This window comes from Winogradskyella sp. (assembly GCF_003712105.1).
In the GTDB taxonomy this organism is placed as follows: domain Bacteria; phylum Bacteroidota; class Bacteroidia; order Flavobacteriales; family Flavobacteriaceae; genus Winogradskyella.
In genome coordinates this window covers 534,925-550,798 of the sequence record NZ_RHLG01000002.1, presented here as the reverse complement: position 1 = coordinate 550,798, position 15,874 = coordinate 534,925, and the positions used below count along the sequence as shown (strand labels likewise).

Here is a 15,874-nt window from a genome sequence, read left to right as displayed (position 1 = left end):
ATTATTCCTGAAGCTGTTTTTGGTAGTAGTCATAGATTTTGAATTGTGCTCTAATTTTTTCCTTACTGTCTGATACTTTATAGCTATTGTCTTGCTTAATGGTAATTTGTCTAGACTTTACATTATCGTTCCAACAGATGTCAAAGATATCTAATAATTCTTGTTTAATATCATTATCATAAATTGGACAACTTACTTCCACTCTATTATCAATATTACGCGTCATCCAATCGGCCGAGGAAATATATACTTGCGGATCATCTGCATTAGAGAATATATAGAGTCTTGTATGTTCTAAAAACTTATCGACAATACTAATGACCTCAATATTTTCACTCATACCTTCAATCCCAGGTATTAAAGAACAAATACCTCTTACGATCATCTGTATTTTTACACCATTTCTACTTGCTTCGTAAAGCTTATCTATCATCTTGTAGCTACTAATGCTATTCATTTTTAGCCGTATATATGCTGGTTTTCCTAATTTGGCATTTTCTATTTCAGTATCTATTAAGGCAAATAATCGGGCTTGAGAGTAATGTGGAGATGTTATAATGTGTTTGTACCTATTGATCTTATAATTAACTTCAAAAAAGTTAAAAACTTTATTGACATCTTTTAGTATTTGCTGATCTGCAGTAAACAGCGTAAAATCTGTATAAATTTTTGCAGTAGATTCGTTAAAATTACCGGTACTTATGAAACCATAGCGCCTCAATTTTTTGTCTTCTTGGCGTTCTATGACACACATTTTACTGTGAACTTTAAGGCCGCGTACACCAAAAAGCATGGTAACACCTTCGCTTTGCATTTGCTCAGCGTAATCTATATTAGCAGCTTCATCAAAACGAGCTCTTAACTCAATAGATACAGTAACTTTCTTACCATTTTTGGCTGCATTAATTAAAGAACTAGCAACATGAGAAATTTGTGCCAATCTATAAATGGTAATCTTTATGGACCTCACTTTAGGATCTATTGCAGCTTCTCGTAAAAACTTTACGATGTATGAAAATGTATGATAAGGTGTATGTACTAAATAATCCTTATTTGCTATGGTACTAAATATACTATCCTTAAGGCTTAATCCTTTAACTGGTAATGGCTTAATTTTCTCATAAAGTAAATCAGTGCGTCCTAAACTAGGAAACCCCATATAGTCACGTCTGTTATGGTATCGACCACCTGGTATAACACTATCCTTTGAATCGATTCCCATTTTAGACATTAAATAAGACAGTGTGTCTTCTTCTATAGTTTTATCATAAACAAAACGCACTGGTTCTCCTATTTTTCGGTCTTTAACACTATCAGAAATTTTATCAATAAAACTCTTGCTCAAGTCACTGTCAAAATCTAATTCGCCATCTCGTGTTATCTTAATCATATTGGCCGAAATGGATTCAAAATCGAAAATATTGAATATGTCTTTAAGGCAACACCTTAACAAATCATCAAGCATAATTATGTATTGCTTTCCTTCATACTCAGGTAAAACAATAAATCTGTCCATTGCTCTAGAAATTTCAATCAATGCATATTGTTTAAGGCCGTTTTTTAAATTCATCTTTACCACAAGGTAGGCTGCACTATCTTTTAGTAAAGGCAAATCGATATTATCATTAAGAACAATTGTTACCAATGCTGGACTTACTTTCTGAAAAAAGTAATTTTTTATAAAATCGTGATGAAAAGGTTTTATTTCCTTTTCATTTATGACAAATATATTCTCCCTGGCTAGCTGTTTTTGTATGCTATTTAATATTTCTAAACTCGTACTTTGATGCTCAATAACCGTATTGGTAATCTGTTTTAATAGGTCAGCTGCTTTAATACCACCTAATTGATTTTTACCACCTCTTCCAGCCTGATCAATTCGTTTTACTGTTGCATATCTAACTTTGAAGAATTCATCTAAATTATTTGAAAAGATACCTATAAACCGTAATCGCTCTATAAGCGGTACTGTTTCGTCTGCTGCTTCTTGCAATACGCGTGCGTTAAACTGTAACCAACTTAATTCTCTATTGATGTATGAATTGTTCTTTTTAGACATTCCGATTTTTTAACAAATATATTGCTCTGTAAAAAAATAGACTAATTATTAACAGATCTATAATCTTTTGGAAACATTATTGCTCTAGTATGCCCATATTTTACATATTGCCATGAATCTATATTAAACTCTATAATTGCAATACCGGCAGTTGGTAAATTATCAATATACATATCACCTAATGTATTTATTAATGATGTAAAGGCAAAGTTATGCCCAAATATCATTATAGTTTTATAGTCATTATCTAGAGAAGTAATAAATTTTAGTACACTTTCTCCACCAAAATCATATAGGTCTTTAACTATCAAAAGCTTATCATCATTAATATTTAAACTGTTCATAAATATCTTACATGTTGATGCTGCTCTATTAGCAGGACTTGTATACACAAAGTCGATTTCAATATTTTTGAGTTTTAACTCTTTGGAAATTAATAGGGCATCGTTGATACCTCGAGACTTTAAAGGTCTATCGATATCTGAAACATCATGTTTCCATGAAGATTTCGCATGTCTCACAAATATTATAGTCTTCATATATCGTTTAAATGTAATTTTTTATCGTTTAAATGCAATTTTATCAGATTAAAGTTATATATTGCCATCGTTTTATTAACCAAAATTAGCTATTAAATAAAAAAATAACCGTAAATAACCTTAAAAATATTATAGGATATCACAAATTATTAACTAACTGAATTTTTGAGCAAGTCAACGTTGAACTGTACGATTTTACGTAAAAATAATATGTCAAAAAGATACATTTAATAGACGAAATGCATAAAAATCAGTTTAAAGTTTTATAAATACCGCTTAACGAAAATATGGGCATTTAGTATGTTTTATTTGCTACTATGATCAGAACGGCGTTGATTTGTGTTGCTATTAATTAAATTAATCAATCCATTTAGGTACATTCGTACCGATTCCCTTAAACATAGAAGTGATCATGCTGTTGATTAGGTATACGTCTGTGACTTTTTTAAAGAACAGTCCTAATACTTTATCTCCAGTGTAAAATATATTAAGATAATCCAACGATTATGAAAAACAAGTACAATTGTATTTCAATGTATAAAGCAATAAGAGGACTACTCTTTATTGGTTTACTTTATTTACCTATTTCTATTAATGCCCAGATAGGAACTCAATCTCCTTCTATAAGGACAGGTGTTACTTTCCAATGGTCAGATATCCAAGACACTAATGGAAACGGAGATATAGATGCCACAGAAAATAATGGGCCAGCAACCATTCAGTCTATCACTGTTAATGGAGTTATATATGAAACTTTTGCCGTACCTTCTGGTTACGAGTTAACTAGACTTGGACCTGGTGGTAATAGTATAAACGCTATTAGGGAAAATAATTCAACTGTTATTTCAGGTAGTGCTACATCTACAGGTGGACCAGGAAGTCCCTGGAATTCAGCTGCTTTAGATGCATTTCAAGATCCAAACTTAAATCACTATTTTACTGCTAATGGTAATGGTGATAATATTTGTTTAGATTTTGATGAAGCAAACGGTACTAATGGTGAAGATGAAACCGATGCACAGATTCAAACACTATCATACTCTCCAGCAATTCCATCTAACGAAGGTGGGATTTTAGCTGTTACAGAACGTGGTGGTAATAACTGTTTTTACATAAGAATGTTTGGTTTTATGCCAGGCTCTTCTACAGAAACTGTTTTAGGAGATACATTTGTTAGAACTAATGGTGATTTAAGAGGAAGTACTGTTATACCACCAGACAATGGAAATGGAGGTCCAAATGATGGGGATGAGTCAGATTACTGGCAATCTGGTAGAAAGATTGATAATGGTCAAGCAATTGCTATCGCTCTATTTGACCTTAATAGTGTAGCACCTACTGGATCTCTTATAAGTAAAATAGAATTTATAGCGGCTTCAAATGATGATGGTGATGGTAAAATTTTTGTTTTACAGAGATATGCTCAGCCACAAACTGGTTTAGGATGTATCGATGGTATCTTTAATGGACAGATTGATAATTCAACTTCTGTTCCTTCAGGTTCTACATACGAATTAGTAACTGGGCCAGCCATAGGGACACTTAACCTTAATAGTGATGGTTCTTATACATATACGCCACAACCTGGCTTTGTTGGAGATGTAAGTTTTACTTATAGAGTAAGGCTACCTGCACCAAACTCTAATATAACTGATACAAATACCGTAACACTTACATATAACGATATTCCTATGAATCCAACCTTGGATGTTGTATGTAATGCTGACGGAACATATAATGTTATTGTTAACGACCCAACTGGTCCAGAGTTTGAATATAACTCCGAACAAATTAATGGTGGTGCATTCCAATCTTCTCCTACTTTTAGTAATTTAGGTCCTGGTACATATACATTTGGAATTAGAAATACAGCTACCGGGTGTGAGAATGCTCCAAGTAATACATCTATAACCCTTGAAACATTATCAGCAAGTATAAGTTCTACTAATGATATTGACTGTTTTGGAAATACGAATGGAAGTATAGACTTAGATGTTACTGGTGGTTTCCCACCTTACACATATTCATGGACTCGAGATGGAAATCCGATTCCTCAAACAACTCAAGACTTATCAAATTTACCTGCTGGTGATTATAATGTAGAGATTTCTGACTCTTCTGGTTGTTTATTCACATTTGTAAGTGCTATTATTATTAATAGTCCTACAGCTGCACTTACAATAAGTGCTTCAGATATTACTGATGTCAATTGTTTTGGTGATGCTACTGGTGCAATAGATATAACTGTAACTGGAGGTACGGAACCATATTCATATGTATGGTCAACTAATGCAAATACTCAAGATATCTCGGGTCTGGTTGCTGGTAGTTCTTATGCTGTTACAGTTACAGATGCTAATGGTTGTACTGTTGCAGAGAATTTTACGATTGATCAGCCTGATGCTGCTCTTTCCGCAGACGCAACTGTTGCTTCTGAAATATCTTGTTTCGGTTTAACGGATGGCTCTATTACTATTAGCTTTGCTGGTGGAACTAGCCCTTATGACATCTCTGGTGATTTTACTGCTACAGATGTAACTACTGCACAAACACATTCTGGTCTTGCTGCTGGTACTTATAACTATACAATTACTGATGCTAATGGTTGTACTGAAACGGCTAGCGCAACTATTGCGGCTGCACCTTCTGATGTGACAGCTAGTGCAACTGTTGCTTCTGAAATATCTTGTTTCGGTTTAACGGATGGCTCTATTACTATTAGCTTTGCTGGTGGAACTAGCCCTTATGACATCTCTGGTGATTTTACTGCTACAGATGTAACTACTGCACAAACACATTCTGGTCTTGCTGCTGGTACTTATAACTATACAATTACTGATGCTAATGGTTGTACTGAAACGGCTAGCGCAACTATTGCGGCTGCACCTTCTGATGTGACAGCTAGTGCAACTGTTGTTTCTAATGTTTCTTGTTTCGGTTTCTCTGATGGCTCTATTAATATTAGCTTTGCTGGTGGAACTAGCCCTTATGACATCTCTGGTGATTTTACAGCTACAGATGTAACTACTGCACAAACACATTCTGGTCTTGCTGCTGGGACTTATAACTATACAATTACTGATGCTAACGGTTGTACTGAAACGGCTAGCGCTACTATTACTCAACCTGATGCTGAGCTTACTGTACAAGCTACTGGTACAAACTTACTGTGTAATGGAGATAATTCAGGATCTATTGACTTAACTGTAACTGGTGGAACTGCACCTTATTCTTACGCATGGACTAATGGAGACACTACTGAGGATATTACTGGTCTTGCTGCTGGAACTTATAATGTAACTGTTACTGATGGGAATGGGTGTACTGCAACATTATCTGCACCAGTTCAAATTACTCAACCTGAGGTAGTAAGCATAGAGTTAACAAAAACGAATGCGAATGCAACTTTAGGGTGTGCAAATGGTACAGCTACTGCGACTCCTTCTGGAGGAACTGCTCCTTATACTTATTTATGGAGTGATGGGCAAACAACACAAACAGCAACTAACCTTTCAGGAGATATTACTGGAGGTACTCAATATTCCGTTACAGTAACTGATGCTAATGGCTGTACTGCTGTACAAAGTGTCGTAATCAACTGTGTAAGTGACTGTGATGCCGTAATAGCTGTTGTTGGTGATATAGACAATATATTATGTAAAGGAGATAGCACTGGAAACGCCACTGTAAATGCAAGTTCTATAGCAAATCCAAATGCTACATTTACTTTTGTTTGGAGTCCTGCAATACCAGCGAGTAATCAAAATGATACAGGTACAACAAGTACAATTTCTAATTTACCTGCTGGTGTATATACAGTTAGCGTTACTATTGACGGTACGGTGTGTTCTCCTGTTGAAGAAAGTATTACAATAACTGAGCCATCTACCGAAATTAGTGTTACAGCTACATCTACAGATGAAACTGGACCAACAACAAATGATGGTTCTGTAACTGCTAATCCATCTGGTGGAACACCTGGTTATACATATTTGTGGTCTCCTGGTGGTGCAACAACTCAAACTGTAACAGGTTTAAGTGATGGTAATTATACTGTTGTAGTAACAGATGCAAATGGATGTACAGCTACGACTACTGTAACCGTAAATGATGGTGATTGTAGAAATCTATCTGCAAGCGCAGTATCTACACCTGTATCTTGTAATGGAGGAAATGACGGAACAGCTACCGTTAATGTAACTGGTGGTTTAGGTAACTTTACTTATTTATGGAGTAATGGTGAAACTACACAAACTATATCTAATTTAGTTGCTGGTACTTATACGGTTACTGTTAGTGATGTCGATACGGGTTGTAATTCTGTGAGTTCTACTACTGTAAATGAACCAACTGCTTTAAGTACAGGAATAGCTGTAACTAATGTTGCTTGTTTTGGAGATAGTACTGGTTCGTTAGATTTAACTGTTAATGGAGGAACCGCGCCATATTCATTCTTATGGTCTAATGGTGAAATGACTGAAGATATTACAAATCTTCCTCAAGGAAGTTACTCAGTTACTGTTACTGATGCTAATGGTTGTGTAATCACTGATAGTGCAAATGTAATTCAACCTCAAGCGCCATTAACTGCTAGTATTACATCTCAATCTGATATTGTTTGTGATGCAACAGGTAGTGTAACTGTGGAAGCTCAAGGAGGAACACCTCCGTACATATACAATATTGATGGTGGTACTAATCAAGCTAATGGAACATTCTCTAATTTATTAGCTGGTAGTTATACTGTAAATGTTATTGATGCTAATTTATGCCCTACAACTGTAGCTGTTGAAATTTTATCTAATTGCATCACTGCTATCGATGATATCAACGATACATTTATCAATACTCCTGTTTCTGGTGATGTAGGTACTAATGACCTGAACCCTGATGGACCTGCCGGTACTGAAACATTTACTGCTACATCGCAGCCTACTAACGGTACACTTGTATTCAACCCTGATGGTACATATACATACACACCTAACACTGGTTTCATCGGTGAAGATGCATTCACTTATGAAGTATGTGATGCGGGTAACCCGATTGCTTGTGATACTGCTACGGTAACTATTGAAGTATTACCTGAGCCTACTAGTGGTAACGAACCTCCTGTGGCGAACGATGATACTAATATGACAGAAGTAGATACGCCTGTATCTGGTACAGTAATCGCTAATGACTTTGATCCTGATGGTGACCCAATTACGGTAACTGCTAATACAGATCCTGCTAATGGTACGGTAGTAGTGAACCCTGATGGTACATATACTTATACACCTAACCCAGGATTTATCGGTGAGGATACATTCACATATACTATCTGTGACGATAATACACCAACACCTGCTTGTGATACTGCTACAGTAACTATTCAAGTGATGCCAGATAATGGTAATATCACTGTAGCTAATGATGATGCGTACAACACTGCCACAGATACTGCTATCAGTGGTAATGTAACAGATAATGATAATGACCCTGAAGGTGATGACTTTACCGTAACTAGTAATACAAACCCTGCTAACGGTACACTGACAATAAACCCTGACGGTACCTTTACATACACACCTAACCCAGGATTTACTGGTAACGATCAATTTACATACACCATTACGGATGATAACGGTGCTACCGATACAGCTACTGTATATATTACTGTTTCTGATCCTGGTAATGACATCATCGCTATCGATGATATCAACGATACATTTATCAATACTCCTGTTTCTGGTGATGTAGGTACTAATGACCTGAACCCTGATGGACCTGCCGGTACTGAAACATTTACTGCTACATCGCAGCCTACTAACGGTACACTTGTATTCAACCCTGATGGTACATATACATACACACCTAACACTGGTTTCATCGGTGAAGATGCATTCACTTATGAAGTATGTGATGCGGGTAACCCGATTGCTTGTGATACTGCTACGGTAACTATTGAAGTATTACCTGAGCCTACTAGTGGTAACGAACCTCCTGTGGCGAACGATGATACTAATATGACAGAAGTAGATACGCCTGTATCTGGTACAGTAATCGCTAATGACTTTGATCCTGATGGTGACCCAATTACGGTAACTGCTAATACAGATCCTGCTAATGGTACGGTAGTAGTGAACCCTGATGGTACATATACTTATACACCTAACCCAGGATTTATCGGTGAGGATACATTCACATATACTATCTGTGACGATAATACACCAACACCTGCTTGTGATACTGCTACAGTAACTATTCAAGTGATGCCAGATAATGGTAATATCACTGTAGCTAATGATGATGCGTACAACACTGAAATTGACACGCAAATCAGTGGTAATGTAACAGATAATGACAATGACCCTGAAGGCGATAACTTTACCGTAACTAGTAATACAAACCCTGCTAACGGTACACTGACAATAAACCCTGACGGTACCTTTACATACACACCTAACCCAGGATTTACTGGTAACGATCAATTTACATACACCATTACGGATGATAACGGTGCTACCGATACAGCTACTGTATATATTACAGTGCAGCAAACACCTGCACCAGGTATTGCATTAGTAAAAACTGGAGTTTTTGTTGATGGTAATCAAAATCAATGTACTGATGTAGGTGAAGTTATAAACTATACATTTACGGTTACTAACCAAGGTAACGTGCCTCTTAGTGCTATATCTATAACCGACCCATTATTCGAAGCACCTAATCCAGCAGTTAATATTGTATTAGTAAGTGGAGATGATAATGGAGATATGTTATTAGATGTAAATGAAAATTGGGTTTTCACTGCCACGTATTTAATAACTCAAAGCGATATTGACGCTGGTAATGTTACAAACCAAGCAACTGTTCAAGGTACATCTACAGGTCCTAATCAGGATGTTGTTACTGATTTATCAGATAATAATACTATAACTGGAAATGCACCAACTGTAACCACTTTATGTAATACACAGTCGATTGATTTAGTCAAAGTCGGTGTTTTCAATAATGAAAATATGGATGAATGTTCTGAAGTTGGAGAAACTATTTCGTACACAATTACATTAACAAACACTGGAAACACAAGTTTAGGAAATGTAAACGTTACTGATTCTCTGCTTGATAATGCAAACCCAGTAATTCCACTTCAGTTAACTTCGGGTGATTTAGATAATGATTCAGAATTAGATCCTAATGAAGTTTGGGTGTACACTGCATCATATCCAATAACTCAGATAGATGTTGACGCTCTTGAAGTAGATAATACAGCTATAGTAACTGCTCAAGATGTATTAAATGGTAATACAGTAACTGATATGGAAGAAATAACTACCCCATTAGTTGAAGATATGACACCGCCAGATACATCAAGTTGTCAGCCATTAGATACGACAATTGAATGTGATGGTCCAAATAATGAAACTTTAGCTGATCAATGGAATACTGATAATATTCAGGAGTTATTAAACTGTGCAACAGATAACTGTGATGATGACTTTACAGTTACATCTAACTATTCATTCAGTAACTTAGTTATCTCATGTGGATTGGCAGGTACAATAGATGTGATCTACACACTAACAGATGAGTCAAATAACTCAAGTACGTTTACTGCAACATTAACTATTACAGATACTACTGCTCCAGTTCTTACTGGTCAAGGTGCTGATGCAGATGTTGAGTGTCCTGAAGATTTAGTGTTCACTGCGCCTACGGCTACTGATTCTTGTTCAACTGGTAATGATCCTGTGATTACGTTCGTTGATACTACAACTACGGATAATTGTGGTTTAGTTGCTACAACACGTACTTGGACTGCTACTGATAGTTGCGGCAATACAAGTGCTACAGTATCGCAAACATTAACATATATTGATACAACTGCTCCAGTTCTTGCTGGTCAAGGTGCTGATGCAGATGTTGAGTGTCCTGAAGATTTAGTATTCACTGCGCCTACAGCTACAGATTCTTGTTCTGTTGCTAATAGCGATCCTGTGATTACGTTCGTTGATACTACAACTACGGATAACTGTGGTTTAGTTGCTACAACACGTACTTGGACTGCTACGGATTGTGCTGGTAACGCAAGTGCAACGGTATCACAAACATTAACGTATATAGATACTACTGCTCCTGTTCTTGCTGGTCAAGGTGCTGATGCAGATGTTGAGTGTCCTGAAGATTTAGTATTCACTGCGCCTACAGCTACAGATTCTTGTTCTGTTGCTAATAGCGATCCTGTGATTACGTTCGTTGATACTACAACTACGGATAACTGTGGTTTAGTTGCTACAACGCGTACTTGGACTGCTACGGATTGTGCTGGTAACGCAAGTGCAACGGTATCACAAACATTAACATATATTGATACAACTGCTCCTGTTCTTGCTGGTCAAGGTGCTGATGCAGATGTTGAGTGTCCTGAAGATTTAGTATTCACTGCGCCTACAGCTACAGATTCTTGTTCTGTTGCTAATAGCGATCCTGTGATTACGTTCGTTGATACTACAACTACGGATAATTGTGGTTTAGTTGCTACAACGCGTACTTGGACTGCGACGGATTGTGCTGGTAACGTAAGTGCTACAGTATCGCAAACATTAACATATATTGATACAACTGCTCCAGTATTAACTTTACCAGCAGATGTTACTATTGAATGTACTGATGATACGTCGACAGCTGCCACTGGTGAAGCAACTGCAACAGATTTATGTAGTACAGATATAGATATTACTTTCTCTGATGTAACTTCTCCTGGAAGTTGTTAAGGCGAATCAGTAATTACACGTACTTGGACTGCTACAGATTGTACTGGTAATTCAGTATCTGATACACAAACAATTACGGTTGTTGATACTACTGCTCCTGAGCTAACTGTTCCTGCGGATGTAACTGTAGAATGTTCTGATGATACATCAACTACAGCTACTGGAGTAGCAACTGCTACTGATGCATGTAGTACTACTATAGATATAACATCTTCTGATGTAACTACACCAGGAGCTTGCGACGGCGAATTTGTTATAACACGTACTTGGACAGCTACTGACAGTTGTGGTAATCCATCGACAGCAGTACAAACTATTACAGTGATTGATACAACTGCACCGCAAATCACAACACCTAATGGTAGTTTAGATGCGACGATAGAGTGTTCTGACACTGATGGTCTAGATAACGCATTAAATCAAGAGCCAACTGCTACTGATAATTGTGCAACAAATGTTGTAATTACGTTAGTAAGCGATGAAACAACTGATGATGCTAACTGTGCTAATGCATATGTTAGAACAAGAACTTGGACGTTTGATGATGGTTGTGGTAATATCTCTGATACATTTACTCAGACAATAACAGTTATAGACACAACTGCTCCTGTATTAGTAACACCTAATTTTGATGATACTTTGTCAGTACAATGTGATGCTATACCTGAAATACCAGATTTAGATTTTGAAGATAATTGTTCTGCTGATGTTAACGTAATATTCAATGAAGAGATAAACTTCTTCCCTAACACTGACGATTACGAGATTGTTAGAGATTGGACAGTTGATGATGGTTGTGGTAATGTTGCAAACTTTACACAAACTATATCAGTAACAACACCTACAATTAGTTCAGTTGATGGAGACAGATGTTTCGATGATGGTGTGATTGATTTATTCGATTTCCTAGAAACTGGTATTGATACAACTGGTACATGGTCTATTGTAATCGGAAATAATATCACCATTAATGGTAGTTTCTTCAACCCGCAAGAAAGTGATGTGGGAGAGATATACACATTTAGATATACTATTGGAGACACATGTGCTACTGAAGTAGATGTTAATATTACAATTAATGATGATTGTGTAGTTCTTCCTTGTGGTGAAGAAGATGTAGAAATTTCTAACACTGTTACTGCCAATGGAGACTTTGTGAATGAGTTCTTTAGAGTAACAGGTGTTGAGACATGTGGCTTCGTTACTGAAGTACAAATATTCAACCGTTGGGGTGCTGTTGTTTACAAAAACAACAATTATCAAAACGATTGGAGTGGACAGACTATTAATTCCTCTGTAGGAAATTCAGGAAATGTCCCAACTGGAACATATTATTATGTAGTTACATTGAGAAACAGTGGTTTAGAACCATTTGCTGGACCTATTTATGTAGTTACTGACAAATAAAAAAGTAAAAAACTGATACCTATGAAGTTAAATAAAGTTTACGGCATTGCATTTATGTTATTGATGACCTCAGTAACGTTTGCTCAACAACTTCCGCAGTTTACGCAGTATATGTTTAATACAATCTCTATTAATCCTGCGTATGCTGGATCTAGGGAAACATTGAGTGCTGTTGGATTGCATAGAAGTCAATGGGTAGGGCTTGAAGGTGGACCCCAAACACAAACCTTGTCTATTCATGCCCCATTAAGAAATGATAAAGTCGGTGTTGGCTTGTCGGTCATTAATGATGAGTTAGGATTTGAAAACTTTCAGTATGTATACGGAGATTTCTCTTATACCATTAGAACTGGACTAAATTCAGAACTAGCCTTTGGACTAAAAGCTGGTATTACAGCCTATAATCTTGATGGAGATTACCAAGCATCTCAGGCTAACGACCCTCTAATCTTTGGATTTGAAGATCGTCTTGATTTTAACTTTGGTGCTGGTGTATATTGGCATAGTGAACGTTGGTATTTAGGGCTTTCTGCTCCTAGAATACTTACCAATGAATTTACTGGTCAAGGTACTTTTGAAGCGCTTGAAAGAGTAAGTTATTACTTTACCGGTGGTTATGTATTTGACCTAAGTGAAAACACAAAATTAAAACCATCTGCTCTCTTAAAAGCTACTAACGGTGCGCCATTGTCATTTGATATCTCTGCTAATTTCTTATTTTATGATAAGTTTTGGATAGGCGGTGGATATCGTATCAATGAGCAAGCAGCAGCAATCGGTGGTATTGCAGACTTTCAAATATCTAAACAATTGAGAATTGGTTACGCTTACGAATATCCAATTTCCGATATTAGACCATTTACTAGCGGTACACACGAAGTTTTATTAATGTTCGAAATCTTTAAAAGCCGAAGAATTAAATCTCCTAGATACTTCTAAAAATGCAGATTACTATGAAAACAAGACTACTAACATTATTATTTGCAATTTGTTTTTCCACAAGCTTTGCACAATTGAAGCTAGCTGATAAGTTCTTCAAAGGATATGGCTATGTTAAAGCAATTGAACTTTATGAAATTGCTGTAAAAGACGGTGACAGTTCTATGCATGTTTTAACACGTTTAGGTGATGCTTATTACAATAACACAAATACTGAAAAATCTTCTTATTGGTATGGTTTAGCGGTAGATAAGTACGAAGACAAATTAGATTCAGAATATATCTATAAGTATATTCAATCTTTGATAAGTACTAAACAATATGATAAAGCTGAAGTATGGGCCAATAAACTAAAAGAAAGACAAGATAGTGGCACTGAAGGTAAAACTTATATTCAAGATGATTTTAATATCTATAAAATTACTGGTGAGATTGACGAACGTAATCTTGTAGAACTCATCAACGTTGATTTTAATTCTGAAAAGTCTGACTTTGGTAGTTTTGTAAAGGACAATACACTTTATTATGCTTCATCTCGAGATGAGTCTTCAAAAGTTTATGACTGGAACAAAGAGCCATTTTTGGATGTATATCAAATAAACGTTGACAGAACTAATAAATCATTATCATTTGACAATTCTAGTAAAGTACCTGGAAGTAGAATAAACTCGCAATACCATGAGTCCTCTATCGCCATTACTAACGATGGTAAAACTATGTACTTTACAAGAGATAATCTAGTCACTAAAAAGCGTCTTGGTTATGACAAAAAAGGAACTACGCATTTAGAACTTTACAAAGCAACGCTTAATGACAATAATGAATGGGGCGACTTGGAAATACTTCCATTTAACTCAAGAGAATACTCAACAGCACATCCTGCATTAAGTCCAGATAATAAACAATTATATTTTTCTTCAGACCGCGAAGGTGGTTTAGGCGAATCTGACTTATACGTCGTAGATATCAATGATGATGGTACGTATTCTGCACCTCGTAATTTAGGTGATAAGGTAAATACACCTGGTAGAGATACATTTCCATTTATTGCTAAAGACGGAACATTATATTATTCTTCAGATGGTTTTATTAACTATGGTTTATTAGATATCTATAAATCTAATATTATCAATGACGAAAATGCTCAAAGCGTTAATCTTGGTGAGCCATTTAATTCAAGTTTTGATGATTTTGCATATAACTTTGATTCTGATACGAAAGAAGGTTATTTATCATCAAATCGTGAAGGCGGAAAAGGAAGTGACGATATTTATGCCTTTAACACGTATTTCTGTGAACAAACCATAACTGGTGTTGTTAGAGATGATAGAACTAATGAGGTAATTCCGGAAGCGACCGTAAAGTTAATTGATGAAGATGGTAAAATTCTAAAAGAATATACTACAGATGTAGACGGTAAATACATATTTGAAAACCTACTTTGTAATAAAACGTATACGGTATTAGGTACTAAGCCAGACTTTAAAGATGATCAAAAAACAGTAGCAACTTCTGACGAGAATGAAAAAGTGAATGTCGCTGACCTAAAATTAATTCCTTTAATTGTTGATAATCAAATCGTTATTAATCCGATATTCTTTGATTTTGACAAATGGAATATTAGAACAGATGCGCAATTTGAGCTTGAAAATATTGTTGATGTCATGCGAAAACATCCAACTATGGTCATTAAGATTGAATCGCATACTGACAGTCGTGGTGGTGAACGCTATAATATGAGACTTTCTGATAGACGTGCTAAATCTACGAGAGATTATATAATTTCTCGCGGAATAGAAGCGGACAGAATTGAGAGCGCAATTGGTTATGGTGAGTCTCAATTACTTAACAGATGTTCTAATGGTGTTAAATGTTCTAAAGAAGAACATCAGTTAAATAGAAGATCTTATTTCTATATTCTTAAAGAATAATAGAACCTAAATCAATCAATTATATTTAAAAGCTAGAGCATCCTGTCTCTAGCTTTTTTTTATTGGAATTAAGCCCAATTCTAAAGACTAAATTACATTATTTGATAGCTGTATATCAATTTCTTTAATAAACAGCTGATATAAGCTTTAAATACTTTGTTAGATATTTCCTAAGAGAATACAGGACTAATAATTGGAGCGAGAGACTTATACACATCTTAAATTGAGATTCGATTAAAG

7 protein-coding genes are annotated in these 15,874 nt (G+C 35.8%); 4 read left to right on the top strand and 3 right to left on the bottom strand.

The window, feature by feature from the left end; translation table 11 throughout:
* Position 1: 1 nt before the first annotated feature.
* Together ppk1 and ED556_RS07015 are read right to left on the bottom strand one after the other, a co-directional pair.
* Entirely contained in the window at positions 2 to 2,059 is a 2,058-nt protein-coding gene (gene ppk1, locus ED556_RS07020; protein WP_296321279.1) for a polyphosphate kinase 1, read from the bottom strand.
* A 41-nt stretch (positions 2,060 to 2,100) separates the two neighbouring features.
* Positions 2,101 to 2,598 carry a phosphoglycerate mutase family protein gene (locus ED556_RS07015; RefSeq protein ID WP_296321277.1) on the bottom strand — a complete coding sequence of 166 codons (498 nt, stop codon included), beginning with the start codon at positions 2,596 to 2,598 and terminating at the stop codon, positions 2,101 to 2,103.
* Positions 2,599 to 3,104: 506 nt separating this feature from the next.
* Between ED556_RS07015 and ED556_RS07010 the strand changes: the two genes are divergently transcribed.
* Complete coding sequence (locus tag ED556_RS07010; protein WP_296321243.1) at positions 3,105 to 11,357, top strand: Ig-like domain-containing protein; 8,253 nt, start codon at positions 3,105 to 3,107, stop codon at positions 11,355 to 11,357.
* Here the strand turns inward: ED556_RS07010 and ED556_RS07005 are convergent.
* Complete coding sequence (locus ED556_RS07005; protein ID WP_296321240.1) at positions 11,354 to 11,707, bottom strand: hypothetical protein; 354 nt, start codon at positions 11,705 to 11,707, stop codon at positions 11,354 to 11,356. The genes ED556_RS07010 and ED556_RS07005 overlap by 4 nt on opposite strands.
* Between ED556_RS07005 and ED556_RS07000 the strand changes: the two genes are divergently transcribed.
* From ED556_RS07000 to ED556_RS06990, 3 genes are read left to right on the top strand one after another with little or no spacing between them, the layout of a single operon-like run.
* A complete protein-coding gene (locus ED556_RS07000) occupies positions 11,679 to 12,764 on the top strand; it encodes a gliding motility-associated C-terminal domain-containing protein (RefSeq protein ID WP_296321237.1) in 1,086 nt (361 codons plus the stop codon). The two genes, ED556_RS07005 and ED556_RS07000, sit on opposite strands and share 29 nt — an antisense overlap.
* Positions 12,765 to 12,785: 21 nt before the next feature.
* The gene (locus tag ED556_RS06995; RefSeq protein WP_296321235.1) at positions 12,786 to 13,703 is read left to right on the top strand and encodes a type IX secretion system membrane protein PorP/SprF; all 918 of its coding nucleotides are present in this window, start codon (positions 12,786 to 12,788) and stop codon (positions 13,701 to 13,703) included.
* Between the two features lie 14 nt (positions 13,704 to 13,717).
* A complete protein-coding gene (locus ED556_RS06990) occupies positions 13,718 to 15,634 on the top strand; it encodes an OmpA family protein (protein ID WP_296321232.1) in 1,917 nt (638 codons plus the stop codon).
* The last annotated feature ends 240 nt before the right edge of the window (positions 15,635 to 15,874 follow it).